Annotated in this window: 15 protein-coding genes and 2 tRNA genes; 6 read left to right on the forward strand and 11 right to left on the reverse strand. The window is 70.0% G+C overall.

What is annotated here, in order from left to right; genetic code table 11:
• Positions 1–4 precede the first annotated feature (4 nt).
• From OG912_RS22775 to OG912_RS22785, 3 genes are all read right to left on the reverse strand, one after another.
• Positions 5–1,939: a galactose oxidase-like domain-containing protein gene (locus OG912_RS22775; RefSeq protein ID WP_327711023.1), complete on the reverse strand. Its 1,935-nt coding sequence runs from the start codon at positions 1,937–1,939 to the stop codon at positions 5–7.
• A complete protein-coding gene (locus OG912_RS22780) occupies positions 1,936–3,849 on the reverse strand; it encodes a glycosyltransferase family 2 protein (RefSeq protein ID WP_327711024.1) in 1,914 nt (637 codons plus the stop codon). Before OG912_RS22780 ends, OG912_RS22775 begins: the two co-directional genes overlap by 4 nt.
• Before the next feature lie 544 nt (positions 3,850–4,393).
• A tRNA-Lys gene (locus OG912_RS22785) sits at positions 4,394–4,467 on the reverse strand.
• Between the two features lie 184 nt (positions 4,468–4,651).
• Here OG912_RS22785 and OG912_RS22790 point away from each other — a divergent pair.
• From OG912_RS22790 to OG912_RS22805, 4 genes are all read left to right on the forward strand, one after another.
• Positions 4,652–6,037, forward strand: coding sequence for a peptidoglycan-binding protein (locus OG912_RS22790; protein ID WP_327711025.1), 1,386 nt, complete (start codon positions 4,652–4,654; stop codon positions 6,035–6,037).
• A gap of 25 nt (positions 6,038–6,062) precedes the next feature.
• On the forward strand, positions 6,063–8,090 hold the full coding sequence (locus OG912_RS22795) for an SPFH domain-containing protein (RefSeq protein WP_327711026.1): 2,028 nt from the start codon (positions 6,063–6,065) through the stop codon (positions 8,088–8,090).
• Between the two features lie 157 nt (positions 8,091–8,247).
• Positions 8,248–8,838, forward strand: a complete 591-nt coding sequence (locus OG912_RS22800) for a lytic polysaccharide monooxygenase auxiliary activity family 9 protein (protein ID WP_326661898.1) — start codon at positions 8,248–8,250, stop codon at positions 8,836–8,838.
• A gap of 26 nt (positions 8,839–8,864) precedes the next feature.
• Positions 8,865–10,541, forward strand: coding sequence for an AMP-binding protein (locus OG912_RS22805; RefSeq protein WP_327711027.1), 1,677 nt, complete (start codon positions 8,865–8,867; stop codon positions 10,539–10,541).
• On the opposite strand, the gene OG912_RS22810 is transcribed toward OG912_RS22805, so the two are convergent.
• From OG912_RS22810 to OG912_RS22845, 8 genes are all read right to left on the reverse strand, one after another.
• On the reverse strand, positions 10,521–12,023 hold the full coding sequence (locus tag OG912_RS22810; RefSeq protein ID WP_327711028.1) for an MFS transporter: 1,503 nt from the start codon (positions 12,021–12,023) through the stop codon (positions 10,521–10,523). The genes OG912_RS22805 and OG912_RS22810 overlap by 21 nt on opposite strands.
• A gap of 130 nt (positions 12,024–12,153) precedes the next feature.
• Positions 12,154–12,227, reverse strand: a tRNA-Lys gene (locus OG912_RS22815).
• A 96-nt stretch (positions 12,228–12,323) separates the two neighbouring features.
• Positions 12,324–13,082, reverse strand: coding sequence for an IclR family transcriptional regulator (locus OG912_RS22820; protein ID WP_327711029.1), 759 nt, complete (start codon positions 13,080–13,082; stop codon positions 12,324–12,326).
• Between the two features lie 166 nt (positions 13,083–13,248).
• Positions 13,249–14,100 (reverse strand): ectoine/hydroxyectoine ABC transporter ATP-binding protein EhuA, encoded by an 852-nt coding sequence (gene ehuA, locus OG912_RS22825; protein ID WP_327711030.1) that lies wholly within the window; start codon positions 14,098–14,100, stop codon positions 13,249–13,251.
• Positions 14,090–14,734 carry an ectoine/hydroxyectoine ABC transporter permease subunit EhuD gene (gene ehuD, locus OG912_RS22830; RefSeq protein ID WP_327711031.1) on the reverse strand — a complete coding sequence of 215 codons (645 nt, stop codon included), beginning with the start codon at positions 14,732–14,734 and terminating at the stop codon, positions 14,090–14,092. The genes ehuA and ehuD overlap by 11 nt, the downstream gene beginning before the upstream one ends.
• A complete protein-coding gene (ehuC, locus tag OG912_RS22835) occupies positions 14,731–15,465 on the reverse strand; it encodes an ectoine/hydroxyectoine ABC transporter permease subunit EhuC (RefSeq protein WP_327711032.1) in 735 nt (244 codons plus the stop codon). The genes ehuD and ehuC overlap by 4 nt, the downstream gene beginning before the upstream one ends.
• 19 nt (positions 15,466–15,484) lie before the next feature.
• Complete coding sequence (gene ehuB / locus OG912_RS22840; RefSeq protein WP_326736333.1) at positions 15,485–16,387, reverse strand: ectoine/hydroxyectoine ABC transporter substrate-binding protein EhuB; 903 nt, start codon at positions 16,385–16,387, stop codon at positions 15,485–15,487.
• A gap of 256 nt (positions 16,388–16,643) precedes the next feature.
• On the reverse strand, positions 16,644–17,603 hold the full coding sequence (locus OG912_RS22845; RefSeq protein ID WP_327711033.1) for a D-2-hydroxyacid dehydrogenase: 960 nt from the start codon (positions 17,601–17,603) through the stop codon (positions 16,644–16,646).
• Positions 17,604–17,834: 231 nt separating this feature from the next.
• Here OG912_RS22845 and OG912_RS22850 point away from each other — a divergent pair, with 231 nt between their 5' ends.
• Together OG912_RS22850 and OG912_RS22855 are read left to right on the forward strand one after the other, a co-directional pair.
• A complete protein-coding gene (locus tag OG912_RS22850; protein WP_327711034.1) occupies positions 17,835–18,614 on the forward strand; it encodes a maleate cis-trans isomerase family protein in 780 nt (259 codons plus the stop codon).
• 95 nt (positions 18,615–18,709) lie between these two features.
• Positions 18,710–19,807: an LLM class flavin-dependent oxidoreductase gene (locus OG912_RS22855; RefSeq protein ID WP_327711035.1), complete on the forward strand. Its 1,098-nt coding sequence runs from the start codon at positions 18,710–18,712 to the stop codon at positions 19,805–19,807.
• The last annotated feature ends 15 nt before the right edge of the window (positions 19,808–19,822 follow it).

Genomic DNA, 19,822 nt, shown 5'->3' on the forward strand with positions numbered 1-19,822 from the left:
GCGCCTACGGCACCTCCACCCACGTCCCCTCGGACGGTGTGCCCCTGCCGTCGGTGACGAACAGCATGTACCAGCCCGACGGCACCAGCGCCCGGTTCTTCGGCACCGTCACCGAGATCCCGCCGTCGGTCTGCTTCAGGTCCAGCGCCACCGAGCGCTGGTCGGTGTCCGTGACATGGGTGACCGCGCTCGGCCGCATCAGCTTCGCCGACTTGATGGACGAGGCCTGGTTGGTGGTGAACACCGCCGTGTCGCCGCGCTCGATCCTCTCCGGTCCTGCGGTCAGCTCGGGCCGTGAGCCGCGGTACAGGTACGGCGGGGTGTAGATCTCGATGCGCTGCTCGAAGACCCCGGGCCGGGTGTTGGCCTTGTCGGAGTAGAGCGAGTCGGATCCGAAGATCATGACCCGGCCGTCGGGCAGGAGCACGGACCCCGAGTGGTAGTTGCGGCCCACGGCGGGGTCGGCGACCCGCTTGTACGTGTCCGACTTCGCGTCGTACAGCCGGGCCTGGAGCACATCGGAGCCGCCGCGGCCGCGGTAGTCGTTGGATCCGCCGGTGACCAGCAGGGAGTCGTCGGGCAGCAGGGACGCGCTCGGATAGCGGGTGCCCTCGTCCAGGGAGGCGCCGTCCTTGAACTTCGGGTCGGCGTCCTTCAGGTCCACCAGCCGGGACTTCTCGCTGGACCGGTCGGACTCGCCGACGCCGCCCCCGCCGATCACCATGAACTTCTCGTCCTGGGCCGGGGGCAGCCGTACGGTCGCCGAGGTCTCCATCTTGTCCGGGTCGCTCAGGCCGGGGATCTTGGTGAACCTGTTCGTCGCCAGGTCCCAGACGCCGGGGGTGCGGCCGACGGTGGCGGGGCCGTAGCCCGCGTTCGAGCCGGAGTAGAAGAGCTTGCCGTCGTTCAGCAGGAAGACCGCCGGGTAGGTGGGGAACTTCCGGACGATGCCGGTGTACTCCCACTTCCCGGTCTCCGGGTCGTAGATCTCGTCCTTGCCGGGGACGATCTGCCCGATCTCGTCCAGGCCGGACAGGGCGAGGACCTTGCCGTCCTTCAGCGTGGTGAGCGTCGGGTACCAGCGGGCCTCGTTCATCGGGTCGACGGTGATGTACTTCTCCGCCACCGGGTCGAACTCGAAGGCCTCACGGATGCCCTGGAAGTCCTTCTTGTCGAGGGCCAGCTTCTGGGCGATCCCGTAGACGTTGCGGGTGTCGGAGCCGGACAGACCCGCTATTCGGTAGTTGTCCTCGGTGCCCGTCTCGTACTTCGTGCCGGACTGCCGCGCCTCGACGTAGATCCGGCCGAGCCCGGGGTCGTTGCGCAGGAAGGCGCCGGTCTTCTTGTCGAAGACCTTGGTGGCCTTCTCCACCAGCACGGGGTCCTTGGTGACGAAGGTCCTGCCGTTGGCCTTGCCGGTGAACCGGGTGCCCGCAGGCAGCGTGATCGGCTTGTCCGGGTCCTCGTTGTGCACGATCATCAGGCCGCCGGCCTTGGTGACGTCACCTTCGAGCTTCTCGTACCGCTTGGTGCCGCCGGCTATGAGCAGTCTGCCGTCGGGCAGTTGGGTGTGACCGGCGCAGAACATGTCCTCGGGTGTGGGGATGTTCTTGAAGGCGTTGGTCTCCGGATCCCACAGCACCGACCGGAAGCTCTTCGCGTCGAAGTTCTTCTGGTTGTTGCCCGAGCCCGCGACGAGCAGCACCTTGCCGGTGTGCAGCAGCGCCGCGTGGATCGTGTTGATCCGGAAATCGGAGGGGACATCCAGAAAGTCCCAGTGGCCGTTGGCCGTCTTGTACTCCGGCTGGTTGATCTTGTACGCGTGGTAGCGCTCGGTGCTGAAGCGGTACAGCCACGGCCCGTTCGCCCCCGCGAGCGCGAGAACCACCGCCGTACTGATCGCCATGCGGCGGGTACGGCGGCTCGGACGGTACTTCATGGTTTACGTCCCCCAAGGGCGATCTGCATGGTCTGTTCGTTGCCGTCCCAGCGGGGCTCGGCCCGCTGGGCGTGGGCGGGTGGTCCGCTCGCGGGCGGCGGGCCCGCGCGGCGCTTCTTCTTCTCGGCCCGCACGGTGTACCGCCAGCCGAAGATCGGCGCCGCGGTGATCAGCAGCGCCAGGGCGGCCCAGGTGAGCATCGCCGGGTGGCTGTGGCCGAGGACGAAGGACGCCACGATGGAGCCGGCGAAGACCAGGATGAAGAAGAGGTGGATGCGGAAGGTCCCGAAGAGGGTGTCCGGACTGGAGGAGTCACCCTTGGGCGTCACGACGAACGAGCTCTTGCGGCGCAGTACGGCGTCCATCAGCGAGCGTGCGTAGATCGGCGCCGAGAGCGCGGACATCATCATGCCGGCGAGACCGCCGGAGCCCTCGGGCTCGTGCGGCGAGACGTTGTGCCGGCGGTTCCAGATGTACAGGCCGATCTGGAGCGCCGAGGCGTTGCCGTACAGCATCATCCAGACGGTCGGGTCGATCTGCACACCCGAGGCGCCCATCCCCAGGAACAGCGCGCAACTCAGCGCCGCGAGGATCCAGTTCATGGCGGACATCGGGTAGAAGATGATCATCATCGTGTAGTTGAAGAGCTTGCCCACGGGCAGGGAGGAGAAGCCCTTCCAGTACTGCTTGAGGATCGTCTCGTACGTCCCGCGCGACCAGCGCAGCTGCTGGGTGAAGAAGTCCGTCCACGCGGTCGGGCCCTCGCCCACGGCCAGCACGTCCGGGGTGTAGACCGAGCGCCACTTGCGGCCGGTGCGCGGATTGCGGGCGCGGTGCATCTCGAAGCCGGTCGCCATGTCCTCGGTGATCGAGTCGTACAGACCGCCGATCTGCTTGAGGGCGCTGATCCGCACCGCGTTGCTGGTGCCGACGAACATCGGGGCGCCGTAGCGGTTGCCCGCGCGCTGGATCAGCGCGTGGAAGAGGAACTGCTGGGACTCGGCGGCCTTGGTGACGAAGGAGTCGTAGTTGCCGTAGACCTGCGGTCCGATGACGAAGCCGACGTCCGGGTCGCGGAAGTAGCCGAGCATCCGCTCCAGATAGTTGGGCATCGGGACGTGGTCGGTGTCGACCGAGGCGAAGAAGTCGTACGTGTCACCGTGGGCGTCGAGCCAGGCGTTGTAGTTGCCGTGCTTGGTCTTCGCCCGGTGCGGGCCCTTGGCCTGGTTCCAGTGCGCCACGCCCTTGCGGGAGAAGTGGTGCACATTGAGCCGCCGGCAGACCTCCTTCACCGCCGGGTCGTCGCCCTCGTCGAGGAGCCAGACGTGCATCAGCCCGCGATGGCGGATGCGGACGGCGGCCTCCAGGGTCTTCGTCACCATCTCCAGGGGCTCCTTGCCCGGGACGAAGGAGGTGAGGAAGGCGACCCGGGTGCCGGTCTCCGGCACGACGGGGACGGGGTCGCGCGCCACCAGTGTGGCGTGCGCGTTGGAGAGGACGTTCAGGGTGCGGAAGAGCTCGATCAGGCCGATCGAGACCAGCATCACGATGTCGAGGACCAACAGCGTGTCGTTCTTGAGGTTCGGGTCGCGCTGGGTCCAGTGCTCGGGCTGCATCAGCCAGGCGAAGAGGCCGAGCGAGACGAGCGGGGCGGCGCCCAGCAGAAGGGCCGCCCGGATCCGGTGGGGCTCCTGGGAGAGGAGCGAGCGGTACTTCACGGTGTACGGCTTGGTGGGGTCGGGCTGGGTCAGAGGCCCGGCGAGCCGGCTGTAGTGCTCGTAGTCGTACCGCGGCAGCTCTTTCCTCTGCCGTCGCCGCTGGCCCCCGGTCCGCAGCTGCGGGGGTATCCGAAGCTGTGTGGTCCGGGAAGGGTCGTCGTCCTGCCGGGCGCCTGGCGGCGTCGACGTCATGGGTCATCCCCCTGCACGCAGGCGGGGCTGCGTGGTCGGTCGGTCGTTTCGTCCGTCGCGTGTCCCCCTGGAACGCGACCGACGGTTCAGTGACGGGTCGCCTTTCCCGGGACAGGGAACGGCGTCCTTCCGGTTGCATGATGCCTGCTCGGCGTTTGCTGGTGCACTACGCCTTCCCCTCGCATCGGACACAACCGGAATATTCCCATCCGTTTCTCTCAACTAGGGGTCCCACCGGCGTGGTTGGCGCCGAAGACCCCCAGACAGACTGGCCGACCCCGGGCGCGATCGCAAGGGTGAAAGGGGTTAGTACCCGCTCAAATGCACGATTTGTGGGGCTGTTGTGGAGAGGTGGTGTGGAGGCGTATGCGGGGGTGTGTGGGGGGCCGTCGCGCCGTCGGCCGGCCGACCGGTGGCTGTCCGTCAGGCGTGAGTGAACTGTGCGTGAGCAAATCGCTCACCCGGTGACACCCGTGCGGGGCGGTGGGGCGCACGGGAACGAACAAGGCCCCCTCACGCGTGGTGAGGGGGCCTTGACTCTGCGTGCGCCGCCAGGGACTCGAACCCCGGACCCGCTGATTAAGAGTCAGCTGCTCTAACCAACTGAGCTAGCGGCGCCTGCTGACCTGGAAAACTCTACCCGATCTCCGGCCGTGCTCCTGACCATTTCCTCTCCATCCCGGCCTGTCGGATGGTCGTTTTTTCTCTTCTGTCCGTCAAAATGCGATATGTCAGCAGAGTTGAGACACTGACGCCCGTACAGATGCGCCTAAAGATCTTGACGAGTGCGGAGGGGAATCGCATGACTGTGCCGGCCTTCAAGGAGTACGTACCTGCTATCGACTGCACCTGTGCGGGATGCGCCGCGCAACGGCGCACCGCAGCCGCGGGACTGCCGACGCGATACGGAGGACATCCGGCCGCGCACGGCGCACGGCGCGCGATGGTGCTGGTCACCGCGGCCGGAGTGGTGCTCAGCGCCGGTCTCGCCGAGGCGTCGGGCGCGGCGGCCGACCCGGCCCCGGTGACGGACCCGGGGCAGGCGGTCGACGCCGCGGCGGCGCCCGACCCGGCCGCGGTGACCGGCGTGGCGGCCGACGACGTGGAGGCCGGTCCGGTCGAGCCGGGGCCGGACAGTCCGCAGGGCGGACCGGGCCCGTTGCAGGGGGCGGGGGCCTCGGGACCACCGGCGTCCCAGGCGGGTGCGCCCGCGCTGCGCAAGACCACCCGGGCCGACATCATCAACCGCGCGAAGACGTGGGTCGCCGCGCAGGTCCCGTACAGCATGGAGAAGTACTGGTCGGACGGATACCGCCAGGACTGCTCGGGCTATGTGTCGATGGCCTGGAACCTGCCCGGCAACGAGTGGACCGGCAGCCTCGCCACGTACGGAACGCGCATCGCCCGGGAGGATCTCCAGCCCGGCGACATCCTGCTCTTCCACAACCCGGCCGACCCCGGGAAGGGCTCGCACGTCACGATCTTCGGCGGCTGGACCGACTACACGCACACCCATTACACGGCGTACGAGCAGACCAAGCCGCACACCCGCAAGCAGACGACGCCCATGGCGTACTGGACCAACTCGGGCAGCTACGTCGCCTACCGGTACAAGGGGCTGACGAGCGGTAGCGGTGGCAGCGGCTCGACGACGACGCCGTTCCCGGGTACCGCGAAGTTCGGCGCGGGCAAGAAGAACGACTCCGTCACCCGGCTCGGCAAGATGCTCGCCGACCGGGGCGGCAAGCGCTTCTACAAGGTCGGGCCCGGCCCCGCCTGGGGCAGCGCCGACCGGAAGGCGACCCAGGCGTTCCAGAAGGCCCAGGGCTGGACGGGCAGGGAGGCCGACGGCCTCCCCGGCCCCGACACCTGGCGCCTGCTGGCGAACGGAACCGGCCACGACATCCCTGCCGCGGGCGGCACCACCGGGCGGGACGGCGCCACATCGGTCCCGGCCTTCCCCGGGCGGGGCTATTTCCGGCCGGGTCAGTCCAACAGCCATGTCGACAAGCTCGGCAAACAGTTGGTGAAGAAGGGATACGGCAAGTACTACCTGTCGGGCCCCAGCTCTCGGTGGACCGAGGCGGACCGACGCAACGTCGAGGCCTTCCAGAAGGCCCAGGGCTGGCGAGGCACGGAGGCCGACGGCTATCCGGGTCCGGAGACCTGGCGGCGACTCTTCGCGTGACACGACGCACATGACGGAGGCGGGAATGCGATCCACGGTGTCGGACAGCTCCGGGAACCCGGAGAACCGGGAGGACCCGGAGTACGGGGAGGAGAGGTACGGGGCGGTCCCGGTACGGGAATGGGTGGGGCCGGACGGAGCGGGCCGGGTCACGGACGCCTGGGCCGCGGCGGGGGAGCGGGCTGCCGCCCGGGAGGCCCCGGGGGTGTCGACGCCTTCGGAGGTTTCGGAGCTGTCGGAGCTGTCGGCGGGGTTCGGCGGGGCTGCCGGGTCCGACGGGTCCGACGGCTTCGGCTGGTCGGCCAGGTCGCGGGTGACGGACGGGTCTGGTTTGTCTGCCTCGTCTGCCTCGTCTGCCTCGTCCGCCTCGTCCGCCTCGTCGGTCGGCGCGGTCGCGCCGGACGGTTCGGGCGCTTCGGACGGTGCGGACGTCCTGTACGCGGCCGGCCCGTCCGCCGTGCCCGCATCCGGGCCGGACTCCGTCGTCGACCTGGTGCTCGACCTGGTGCCGGGGGAGGACGAACGCGCGGGCTCCTCCTTCGGTGCGACCTCGGCCTCGGTGTCGGTTCCGGCGGCGGACCCGGCCCCTGTGCCGAAGGCCGTCCCGGCTGTGGACGCGGCGGAGAGCGCCCCGGTGCCGAAGGCCGCGGACCTGCTGCCCGCTCCCGCGCCGGAGGCCGGCGTGTCGGCCGGCGGCGATCCGGCGGACGGCGAAACGGCCTCAGCCGCCGAGACCGGTGTACTCGTCATGGCGGGGGCCGGATCCGCGACGTACGGGCCGGGAGCCGTTGCCCCCGACGCCGCCGCGCCCGCTCCCGGCCGGGGCGACGCACCGCACGCCGCGGCCGCGCCTGAGCTCGCCCCCGCCTCCCTCTCCCTGATGCTCACCGGCGAGGACACCGGCGAATTCCGCACCGACGCCCGGGTGGACACCGGCCGGCACCAGGCGGTCATCGCCAACGAGCGCACCGCCTCCATCCCCGTGCACCTGCTCTTCCGCGAGGAGGCCGAGGCAGGGGCCGATGCCACGGCGGTGCCCGCCACCGTCGTACGAAAGGCGCCCGGGGGCGAGCAGACGGCCGGTGTCCGGCGGCCGCCGGTGCCGAGGACCCCGCAGGTGCGGCCCTCGACCAGGCCCGCGCCGGTCGCCGACCCCCGGCTCCACGAGCGGCCCGGACCGGCGCTGCCCGGCTGGGTCGCGGTGCTCACCGCAGCCGGCGGGATCGCCGCCATCGGTGGAGTCCTGTGGTGGGCCGGGGCGTTGCCGGCCCGGGTGCTGTCGCGGATCGGGGTCGGCCCGCGACCGTACGAAGGACTCGCCATCAGCGCCTGGGCGGCGCTCGCGGTGCTGGTGACCGTGGTGCTCTTCGCGCTCGGTGGTCTGAGCCGGGGCCGGGTCGGGTACACGTGGGTGCTCACGCTCTTCGGCCGGTACCGGGGCACCGTGCGGCGGACCGGGCTGATGTGGGTCAGCCCGCTGCTGCTGCGGCGCCGGGTCGACGTACGGCTGCGGCACTGGCGCAGTGAGCCGCTGCCCGCGATGGACGCCAACGGCACCGCGCTGCGGGTCGTCGTCCTCGTCGTGTGGCGGGTCGAGGACACGGTGCGGGCGACGCTGGGGGTGGAGGACCACGAGGAGTATCTGCGTGAGCAGGTCGAGGCTGCCATGGCGCGGGTCCTGTCCCAGCTGCCCGCCGACGCCTTCCACGAGGACGCGCACACCCTGCGCAACGCCGAGGCGGTCGGCGACGCGCTGACCCGGATGCTGAAGGCGGACTGCGAACCGGTCGGCATCGAGGTGTACTCGGCACAGCCGACCGGAATCGAGTACGCGCCGGAGGTGGCGGCGGCCATGCAGCGACGTCGGATCGCCGCCATCGACGCCAAACACCGCGACAGCGTGCTGACTTCGGTGGTGGACGCAGTGGACGACACCGTCAACCGGCTGACCGCCCGGGGCCTCGTGGAGCTCGACGACTACGAACGTAAGTCCCTGGTCAAGGACTTGACGGTGGCGTTCTACACCGGCCGCAGTGGTGGGGACAGCGCCTGAACCCTTCTGCCCGGCGCCTCGGAGGCAACCGGAATCCAGCTCTCATTGGTCTGGACATGTTCATGCTGCGTCAATAATCTAGGTCTTGGTCTAGACCGCACGACACGCGCGTAGCAGTGCTCATGGAACCTCCCCCACGTCTCCGAGGAGCGGCAGCATGCGTAAGAAGACAGGCGCGGCCCTGGTCGGCCTTGCGGTAGCGAGCGTTTCGATGTTCGCGACCAGCAGTGCCAGCAGCCACGGCTACACGGACAACCCCATCAGCCGTCAGAAGCTGTGCGCCAACGGCACGGTGACGGGCTGCGGCAACATTCAGTGGGAACCGCAGAGCGTCGAGGGCCCCAAGGGCTTCCCGGCGGCCGGTCCCGCCGACGGTGCGATCTGTTCCGCCGGGCACGGCGAGTTCGCCCAGCTCGACGACCCGCGCGGCGGCAACTGGCCCGCCACGAAGGTCACCGCGGGCCAGGGCTTCAGCTTCCGCTGGCAGTTCACCGCCCGGCACGCCACGTCGGACTTCCGTTACTACATCACCAAGAACGGCTGGGACCCCACCAAGCCGCTCAAGCGCTCCGACCTGGAAGCGCAGCCGTTCATGACGGTGCCGTACAACAACCAGCAGCCCCCGGCGACCCTGACCCAGCAGGGCACCATCCCCACCCAGAAGACCGGCAAGCACATCATCCTCAGTGTGTGGAACGTCGCCGACACGGCCAACGCGTTCTACTCGTGCTCGGATGTTCAGTTCTGACGCCTGGTCGGTTACCGTGCGGCGCCATGGGGAGCGCAGGCACCGTCGCGGAGCTCGTACAGCGCCAATGGGGCGACCACCGGCCAGGGTTGAGACATGAGGACACCGTCCTCAGTCATCACCAGGTCGCCTCGGGCGCTGCCGCACGGGCCGCGCTCCTGGTGGATCTGCTGCCGGCGGGCAGCGAACCGCACCTCGGGGTGCTGCTGGACAACACCCCTGAATTCCCGCTGTGGTTGAGCGCGGCGGCCCTGGCCGGGGCCGCCGTCGCGGGCATCAACCCCACGCGTCGCGGCGCCGAACTGGCCCGCGACATCCTGCACACCGAATGCCGGGTGCTGATCACCGAGCGCGCCCATCTGCCGCTGCTCGACGGCCTCGCGCTGCCGGGCGTACGGGTACTGGTCACCGACACCGACGCGTACGCCGCACTCCTCGCCCCCTACGCCGGGGCCCGGCCGGGTGACACGGTCCTGAACCGGCCCGCTCCCGCGACCCGGATGCTGCTGTACTTCACCTCGGGGTCCACCGGTGCGCCCAAGGCCGCGATCTGCACCCAGGGGCGGCTGGCGGCGGCCGGGGGCTCGCTCGTCGACCACTTCGGGATCCGCGGCGAGGACGTCCACTACATCTGCATGCCGATGTTCCACGGCAACGCGGTGATCGCCGACTGGGCCCCCGCCCTCTCCGCCGGTGCCGCCGTCGCCCTGCGCCGCCGCTTCTCGGCCTCGGGCTTCCTGGACGACGTACGCGCGCACGGCGCCACGTACTTCACCTATGTCGGCCGGGCCGTGCAGTATCTGCTGGCCACCCCCGAACGCCCCGACGACCACGAGCACCCGCTGCGCCTCGGATTCGGCACCGAGGCCGGAGCGGTGGACGCGGCCCGCTTCCGGGAGCGGTTCGGGGTGCGGCTGGTCGAGGGGTACGGCTCCTCGGAGGGCGGCGCCGCGATCCAGCGGACCCCCGACACCCCGCCGGGTGCGATCGGCCGGGCGTCGGACCGCGACGACCTTGCGGTCGTCGACCCGTCCAGCGGCCGGGAGCGGGTGGCCGCGGTCTTCGACTCGGCCGGCACCCTCCTGAACGGGGGCTCCGCGATAGGCGAGTTGGTCAACCGCGGCCGGACCCCCTTCGAGGGGTACTGGCGCAACGAGGCGGCGGACGCCGCCCGGTTGCGCGACGGCTGGTACTGGACCGGGGACCTCTTCTTCCGCGACGCCGACGGCTTCCTGTACTTCGCGGGCCGTACGGAGGACCGGCTGCGCGTCGACAGCGAGAACCTGGCCGCCGCGATGATCGAGAACATCCTGGCCCGCTGGGCCGACGCGGCGGGCGTGGCGGTCTACGCGGTGCCCGACCCGGTCGCGGGGGACCAGGTCATGGCGGCGCTGGCCCTGCGCGACGGGGTGCGGTTCGATCCGGAGGCGTTCGCCGCCTTCCTCCGGGACCAGCCCGACCTGGGGACGAAGATGGCCCCCCGGTTCCTGCGCATCGTCGAGTCGATGCCGGTGACCGCGACGAACAAGGTGCACCGGGTCGGACTGCGACGCGAGGGCTTCTGGTCCGGGGGGCCGCTGTGGTGGAACGGGGGCGACGGAGCGTACGCGCCTTTCGGTGACGTACAACTCACGCCGCTGGTACGGGAGTACGAGGAGCACGGGCGCCATGGCCTGCTGTCCTCACACGGCGGAGGGTTCTGAGGCCGAGGCCCGTCGCAGATGCGTCACCGCCAGCACCGCCCCCACCAGCAGGAGCAGCCCGCCGGCCACCGAGGCGTACTGCATGCTGTGCACGAAGGCGTCCCGCCCGACCGCGATCAGTGAGCCGTCACCGGTGGACAGCGCCCCCGGCAGTGTCTTGCGGGCCACCTCCGGGGCCGAGGCCGGCATGTCCGCGGAGTAGACCGCGGTCGCCACCGCACCCAGCAGCGCCATCCCCATCGCGCCGCCGAACTCCTGTCCCGTCTCCAGCAGCGAGGCCGCCGATCCGGCCTTCTCCGGCGGGCTGGTGGACATGGCCAGGTCCGAGACGAGCGCCATCACGGTGACGATCCCGCTGCTCATCACGGCCGAGCCGATGAGCAGGACGGCGAGGGAGTCCGTACCCGACAGGGCGAGAACACCGAATCCGGCGGCGGCGATGACGAAGCCGGCACAGATCACCCGGGCGCGCTCGGTCCGCTGGGCGATCGCGGCGGCCGCCGGTGCGGCCGCGCCGACCGCCAGGGACGGGGCCAGGCTCCACAGCGCGGCCTCCATCGTGCTCATCCCGAGCACCGACTGCAGATACTGCGTGGTGAAGAAGGACGAGCCCATCATGGCGAAGGCGGCCAGTGCGTTCAGCCCGATCCCGGCGGCGAAGTTCCGGTCGCGGAAGAGGTCCCGGCTGATCAGGGCGTCGGTGCGGGTGCGCTGACGCCGGACGAAGAACAGGCCGACGACGAGCCCGGCGACGATGATCAGGCCGTTGCGCAGGTCCATCCCCTCGGCGGCCGTCTCCTTGATCCCGTAGACGACCGGGAGCACGGCGCCCATGGACAGGGGCACGCTCAGGAAGTCGAAGCGTCCCGGATTGGGGTCTTTGAACTCCGGCACCAGGACGGGCACCAGGATCAGCAGCAGCACCATCGCCGGCACGTTGATCAGGAAGACGGACCCCCACCAGAAGTGCTCCAGCATGATGCCGCTGAGCACCGAGCCGAGCGCGATCCCGCCCGCCATGGCACCGGACCAGATGCCGATGGCCCGGCCGCGCTGCTTCTCGTCACGGAACATGTTCCGCACCAGGCCCATGGTCGAGGGCATCAGGGTCGCGCCGCCGATCCCGAGCAGTGCGCGGGCCGCGATGAGCATCTCCGGGCTGGTGGCGTAGGCGGCGCCGACCGACGCGGTGCTGAAGGCGACCGCGCCGAACAGCAGGAGCTTGCGGCGCCCGATCCGGTCGCCGAGCGAGCCCATCGTGATGAGGAGACCGGCCAGCGCGAAGGCGTACACATCGAAGATCCAGAGCTGCTGGGTGGCGCTGGGTGCGAGGTCCCGGTCGATGGACGGGATCGCGAAGAAGAGGACGGACACGTCCATCGAGACCAGGAGGAGAGGGAGGAGCAGGACCACGAAGGCGGTCCACTCCCGACGGCCGGCGAGCTCGCCCGGGGCGGTGGTGGTGTGCGAAGAGGTTGGCATGCCAGGAAATATACGAGCGTGTAAAACAGTTGTCTAGTACGTCTGTGTAAAACATCCGTACATCATCGCGGGCAGCACAAAACACACGAGGCGGTCTCCGTTGAACGGAGACCGCCTCGTGTGTTGTCTGTGCGCCGCCAGGGACTCGAACCCCGGACCCGCTGATTAAGAGTCAGCTGCTCTAACCAACTGAGCTAGCGGCGCCTGCTGACTCGAAAATAATACCTGGTCCTCCGGGGTGCTGATGACACGTGCCTCCAGCACCCCTCCCGACACCCCCCCCGGGCGGGCCGGGACGGGCTAGAGGGCCAGTGACAGCAGCACCGGCGCGGCCCGCCGGTTCAGCGTGTCCGCCGCCGCGCGCAGCCGGTGGGCGTGCTCGACCGGCAGGGACAGGGCCAGGCATCCGGCCGACGACCCCGCCGTCAGCGGCACCGCGGCGCACACCGTGCCGACCGCGTACTCCTGGAGGTCGAGCACCGGGACCGTCGCCGGCTGGCTGTCCAGCTTGGAGAAGAGGATCTTCTCGCTCGTGATCGTCCGCGAGGTCAGCCGGGCTATCTTGTGCCGCGAGAGGTGGTCGCGCCGCCCGTTCTGGTCGAGCTGGGTCAGCAGGCACTTGCCGATCGCCGAGGCGTGCGCCGCCGAGCGGAAGTCCACCCACTCGTTGACCGCGGGTGTCCGCGGACCGTCGGCGTACTGCGTGACGCGGATCTCGCCGTCCACGTACCGGCTGATGTAGACCGCTGCGCCCACCGAGTCCCGCAGCTGGACCAGTGTCTGCTGGAGCTTGGCCTCCAGGGCCTGTCTGCGGGCCGCGCCGGAGCCGAGGAGCAGCAGAGAGGCGCCGGTGACATAGGCGCCGTCGGTGATCTGCTCGACGTACCCCTCGCGGCGCAGCGTCAGCAGCAGGGAGGTGAGATGCCCGACGGGCAGTCCCGTCTCCCGGGCGATCTGGGTGTCCGTCACGCCGTTGCCGTGCTTGGAGACCGTTTCGAGAACACGAAGGGCGTACTGCACCGAATGGAACGGTGCGGTCGGTTCGGGCTTCAACGCCACGGTTTCCCCCTACCAGGTTGTGACCGCAAGCTTTGCCACCACGATAGCCGCCAAGAGGCCGTTCAGGGGCGGGTGTTGACTACTCGCCGGTGCGCCCCGGCCTTGTCAGCTGGGGCGCACCCGTCTGGCATATGCCAAAGTCAATAGCTTTCGACGGATGCCGAGGTCACAGCACCGCGTTGAGGAATTCGCGAGTACGTTCGTGTTCGGGATCGGAGAAGATTTTTTCCGGCGAACCCGACTCCACGACCCTCCCGGCGTCGAACATCAGTACCTTCTCCGAGACGTCCCGGGCGAAATTCATCTCGTGGGTCACACACAGCATGGTGATGTCGGTGTTCCTGGCGATGTCGCCCAGCAGCTCCAGCACCCCCGCCACCAGCTCCGGGTCGAGCGCGGACGTCACCTCGTCCAGGAGAAGGATCTCCGGCTCCATCGCGAGCGCCCGGGCGATCGCGACCCGCTGCTGCTGGCCGCCGGAGAGCTGGGAGGGGTGCGCGTCGACCTTGCCGGAGAGACCGACGAGGTCGAGCAGCTCCCGGGCCCGGGTCTCCGCCTTGTCGCGGTCCATGCCGAGGACGTTGACCGGAGCCTCGGTGATGTTCTGCAGCACCTTCATGTTCGGGAAGAGGTTGAACTGCTGGAAGACCATCCCGATCTTCTTCCGCGCCTCGCGCAGGTGCTTCTCGGAGGCCGGCTTCAGCGAGCCGTCCGCCGCCTGCATGTGCGACAGCGGATCGCCGTTGATCCGGATCACGCCGTCGCTGACCTTCTCCAGCGTCATCAGCAGCCGCAGGATCGTGGTCTTGCCCGAGCCGCTGGGCCCGATCAGGGTGACGTGCTCGCCGCGCTCGACCGAGAAGTCCAGCTGGTCGAGGACGACATGGTCGCCGTACCGCTTGACGACCTTGTCGAAGCGGACCAGCGGGTGTCCGGTGCCCCGGGGGGCGGGGATCGCGACGACGTCCTCGGGGGCCGTGGCCGCGGTCTTCTGCAGGGGGAGAGGTTCAGTGGCCAAGGCGCTTCTCCAGTTTCCTCATCAGGAGTGATGTGGGGTAGCTCGCGACCAGGAAGACCAGTCCGGCGAGTGTGAACACCTCCGTGTACGCGAAGTGGTCACCCCCGTACTTACGGGCTTCGAAGACCATCTCCTGCACCGTGATCACGGCGAGGAACGGGGTCTCCTTGAACATCGAGATCGCGTAGTTCCCGAGTGCGGGCAGCACATTGCGCACCGCCTGCGGCAGGATCACGGCCTGCCAGGTCCGCCGGGGTGTCATCGACAGGGCCCGGCAGGCCTCCCACTGGCCCTTCGGCACACCGTCGATCCCGGCGCGGTACACCTCCGAGGTGTACGTGGCGTAGTGGATGCCCAGCACCACGATGCCGATGGTCAGCGGCTCCACCGAAGTGAACAGCGCGGCCGCTCCCACCAGCTGGACCAGCAGCGGGGTGGAGCGGATGAACTCCATCACCATCTTCACCGGCACGGTCACGAACCGGGTGGGAGCCCTTCCGGCGACCGCGATCGCCAGCCCGAGCACCGCGGCGACGAGCGTCCCGAGCACCGTGGCGAGCAGGGTGACCTTGAAGCCCTGAAGGAGCAGGGGCAGCGCGTCCCCCGCCGCGTTCCAGTCGAATCCCTCGTTCACCGGGCACCTCCGGCAGCCGGAGCGGTCACGGCGCTGCGGGACCGCAGCAGGCTCTTCCCGCCGCTCGCCAGGCCGAGCCGCCGTTTGGCGGACCGTTCCAGCATGTTCATCAGCAGGGTCAGCGCGTAGGCCAGTACGAAGTAGCAGGCCAGCAGGGTCACATACGCGGTGAGCGTCTCACCCGTACGGCTGCGCAGCTTCTCGATCGCGGTCATGAGGTCGGCCGCCGAGATCAACCACAGCAGCGGCGTGCACTTCAGCAGCTGGATCAGGAGGTTGGTGAGGGACGGGATCATCTGCACCCACGCCTGCGGGAGGATCACCTTGCGCATCCGGTGCAGGGGCGTCATGTTCAGCGCGACCGCGGCCTCGTACTGGGCCCGCGGTACGGAGTTGATCGCGCCGCGCACCACTTCGGCGCCGTACGCACCGTAGTTGAGACCGAAGGCGATGACTCCGCAGAGCAGTGGCGTCAGTTCGTAGCCCGTGAGCGGCGGCATCGCGTAGTAGAGCCAGAACAGCTGGACGTACAGCGAGGTGCCGCGGAAGAACTCCACGACCACGCGAGAGACACCGCGCGACACCAGCAGCCGGCTGATCGACATCAGGCCGAGGACGAACGACAGGAGCAGGGCCAGCAGCGCGCCCAGGACGGTGGCCTGCAGGGTCACCCACAGGCCCGAGCTCAGTCGTGGCAGGTCGCCGGCGAAGGCCGAGAAGAAATCACTCATGCGGCGGGCTCCGTCCCTGTCAGCCCTTGCACAGATCTGCCGTCTTCAGGGTGGCCGGCGGGAGCTCGGTGGCCCCGAAGCCGTAGTCCCGGAGCAGCTCCACATAGCGCGACTTGTCCGAGATGATCTTCTTCAGCTCGCGGTTGAAGGCGTCCCGCAGCTCCTCGTTGCCCTTGCGGAAGACGGCGCCGCCCGGGCTGTACTGCTTCACGCCGTCGAGCTCCGGCAGGAAGGCCTCGGTGACCTCGGTCTCCGGGTTGGTCTTCGCCAGCCAGCGCAGCGAGATGCCGGTCAGCAGGAACGCGTCGACCCGGCCGCCCTTGACCGCGTCCGCGCCGTCCTGCGGCTTCTGCAGCGACTTGATCTTGTCCTTGGCTATCCCGGCACCCTCGGCGTACGAACCCTCGACCGCACCCGCCATCACACCGACGGTGATCCCGGCGGCCTTCGCGGAGGCGAGGTCGGTGACCTTCTTCGGGTTGCCCTTCTTCACCATCAGCGCGGTCGGCGAGATGAACTCCGGCTCCGAGAAGAGGGCGTTGGCGCAACGCTCGGGTGTGATCGCCATACCGGCGCTCACCACGTCGTACTTACTGGCCTGCAGGCCGGGGATCAGCCCGTCCCACTCGGAGAGGGTGGGGCGCAGCTCGTCGACACCCAGCGCCTTGAAGATCTCCCGGTGCAGGGTGGGCGCTTCGCCCTTCAGTGCCTTGCCCTCCATGTAGCCGTACGGGGCCTCGTCCGCGTACGCGACCCGGACGAATCCCTGCTTGCGGAGCTTGTCGAGCGCCCCCTCGCCGTCCGCCGAGTCGGCGCCGGTCTTGCTGCACGCGGTGAGCAGGCCGGGGACGACGAGCAGACCGCCCACGGCCGCCGATCGGTTGAGAAAGCCCCGGCGGGACAGGTTCGGGAAGTCAGCCATGGTTCGCAATCTCCTGAAGGGGTCGAACAGTCCGGACAGGGTTGACGCCTGCCCGATCCCGTACGTCTATGCAGGATGCGGCCGCATGTAACCGAACGGTGGCCGGAGGGTGACCTTCCCGTGTCCGAATGCGGGCGGAGTGCAACGGCTCGTGTGCGGGGCGTATTTCGTTACGGGGTGCGGTGAATGACGGGGTGTCATCCGTAGATGTCCGTCATGGGGCGGTGAAGTGGGGCGCGGTCGAGCCGGGTTGGGGTCACGCGTCCTTGTCCGCGCCCGGGATGTAGCCGAGGCGCTTGTCGACCACGTTCGGCAACGGCTCCCCGACCGCCCACCGTTCGTACAGCGCGACGAACTGCTCGCCCAGCCGGTCCCGCCAGCCGGCCGCGTCCCCGCTCATGTGCGGCGACACGATCAGACCGGGCACGTCCCACAGCGGGCTGTCCGGGCCGAGCGGCTCCCGCTCGAACACGTCGAGCGCCGCGCCCGCGATCCACCGCTTGCGCAACGCGCCGGCGAGGTCGTCCTCGACCACCATCGGGCCGCGCCCCACGTTGATGAACACGGCCGACGGCTGCATCAGCCCGAAGAACCGGCTGTCGAACATTCCTTGCGTCTGCGGGGTCAGCGGCGCCGCGCAGATCACCCAGTCGGCGCGGGCGGCCAGCCGGTCCAGGTCCCCGACGCCATGGATCGTGCGTCGGGCCGTGCGTCCCACCAGGGCCACCTCGACGCCGAGCGCCATCAGCAGCCGGGTGATCTCGCGCCCGACCGGACCGGCGCCGACGACCACCGCACGGGACCCGGCGACCCGGGCGGTCTCGCGATGGCGCCACCGCCGGCGCCCCTGCAGCTCCAGGGTGCCGGGAAGGTCCTTGGCGAACGCCAGCACCAGGCCCGCCACGTACTCGGACATCGGCTGCTCGAAGATGCCCCGCGCATTGGTCACCACGGTGTCGCCGGCCACCAGCTCCGGACAGAGCAGCCGGTCCACGCCCGCACTCGCCGTGTGCACCCAGGAGGGGCGCGGCCCGCCGCCCGGCCAGGCGGCCCGTACCGCGTCCGATGTGAAGTCCCAGACCAGCAGGGCGTCGGCGTGGGGGAGCGCTTGCGCCAGACCGGCGCCGTCGGTGTGCCGCACCCGCACCCGCCCGGTCAGCGCGCCGAGGCGGGGCGGCGGATCGGCGTCCAGGACGAGCAGGACGGGTTCCGGCATGGGGGCGGTTCCTCTGCGTCGGCTGGGGTCGGCTGAGGCCGGTCGGCTGGGGTCGGCCGAGGCCGCGGACGCACCACGCTCGCAGCCCTGCCCCACCTCGTCAACAGGCCGGAGCGGTGACCGGGGCGGATGGGGGAATACTGGATGAGAAGCGGGGAAACGGGTCAGTGTCGCGGGTCGCCTGCCGCGACCGGTGCACCGCACTGGACAGGCAGTACAGGAAGGGTGGACATGACGACCGTCGGATTCCTCTACCCGGGCCACTTCGCGGAGGACGACTACCCGCGCATGGAGATCCTGCTCGACAGCACCATCAGACTCGTCGTCCGGCATACCGAGAACCCCGATGCCGCCTACCGCGAGGACGCCCTGCGTGAGCTGGGCGCCCCGGGCCGGCTCGCCGCCGGTGTCGAGGAGCTCCAGCGCTCCGGGGTCCAGTCCGTCGTCTGGGCGTGCGACGGCGGCAGCTTCCTGTACGGCCCGCAGGGCGCCCATGACCAGGTCATGGCCGTGGCGCGGGCGGCGGGCGTGCCGGCGTCCAGCACCTCCATCGGCTTCGTCCACGCCGTACGGAAGCTGGGCGCCAACCGGGTCGCGGTCGCCGCGACCTACCCCGAGGACATCGCCGCGCACTTCACCTCCTTCCTCCGGGCCACCGGCATGGAGGTGGTCGCCACCCATGCGGCGGGCGTGGCCGGTGCCGCCGAGGCCGCGGCCTGGGGGTTCGACCAGGTGAAGGAGCTGGCCCGGGCGGCGGACCGGCCGGAGGCGGACGCCGTCCTGCTGCCGGACACGGCCCTGCACACCGTCGGCCACCTCGCCGAGCTGGAGGAGTTCCTCGGCAAACCCGTCCTCACCGCGAACCAGGTGGCCGTCCGGGAGGCCCTGCGACTGGCCGACCGCCCTGCCTGGGCGCCCCGGCTCGGCGCACTCTTCGCGGCCCGCGAATCGCCGCCGGCCCCGGTGGAGTGGGGGAGCGGACGGGCGTACGCACACGGCAGGCCGGGGTAGCGGAGAGCGGCCGCCCGGAATAAACGGAGTCATCCTCCTGTTGCACCGCTCCGGACCGACGAAAGACAGACGAGCACCACCGGAGAGGTCAGGACGTGGACGAGATTCGAGGCGACGAGATCCGTGGCAAGGCGCAGGGGACGGCACCCGTGCCCCTCTCGGTCCTTGACCTCGTGACCGTGGGCCAGGGCCGCACCGCGACCCAGGCTCTGCGTACCGGTGTCGAGATCGCACAGCTCGCCGAGCGCCGCGGCTTCCACCGCTACTGGGTCGCCGAGCACCACTCCATGCCCGGCGTCGCCTCCTCCTCGCCGGCCGTGATCCTGGCCCACACCGCCGCCCACACCGAACGCATCCGGCTCGGCTCCGGCGGCGTGATGCTGCCCAATCACGCCCCGCTCGTCATCGCCGAACAGTTCGGCACCCTGGAGGCCATGGCCCCCGGCCGCGTCGACCTCGGTCTGGGCCGCGCCCCCGGCACCGACGGCGCCACCGCCGCGGCCCTGCGCCGCACGGAACGGCTCAACGAGGGTGCCGACGACTTCCCGCAGCAGCTCATGGAGCTGACGCGGTTCCTGGACGACGACTTCCCCGACGGCCACCCCTACGCCCGCATCCACGCGGTCCCCGGCCCCGTCCAGGCCACCTCCGAGGGCGGCGTCCAGTCCCCGGGCCGCCCGCCGCTCTGGCTCCTCGGCTCCTCCGGCTTCAGCGCCCGGCTGGCCGGCATGCTCGGTCTGCCCTTCGCGTTCGCCCACCACTTCTCGGCCCAGAACACCATTCCGGCCCTGGAGCTGTACCGCGAGTCCTTCAAGCCGTCCGCGGTGCTGGACGCCCCGTACGCCCTGATCGGCGTCGCCGCCCTGGCCGCCGACGACGAGCGGGAGGCCCGCCGCCAGGTGCTGACCGGCGCGCTGTCGATGCTCCGCCTGCGCTCGGGCCGCCCCGGCCTGGTGCCTACGCCCGAGGAGGCGGAGGCGTACGCCTTCACGCCGATGGAGCGGGAGTTCGTCGACAGCTGGCTCGTCAACATCGTGCACGGCACCGCGGACGAGGTCCGCACCGGCCTCGACGACCTGGCCAAGCGCACCGGCGCCGACGAACTGATGATCACCGCCAATGCCCATGGCGGCGAGGCCCGGCTGCACAGCTACGGCCTCATCGCGGACGCGTACGGCCTGCCGACGGCCTGACGGCCTCCGAGGGGT

Origin of the sequence: Streptomyces sp. NBC_00464 (assembly GCF_036013915.1) — a bacterium.
GTDB lineage: Bacteria > Actinomycetota > Actinomycetes > Streptomycetales > Streptomycetaceae > Streptomyces.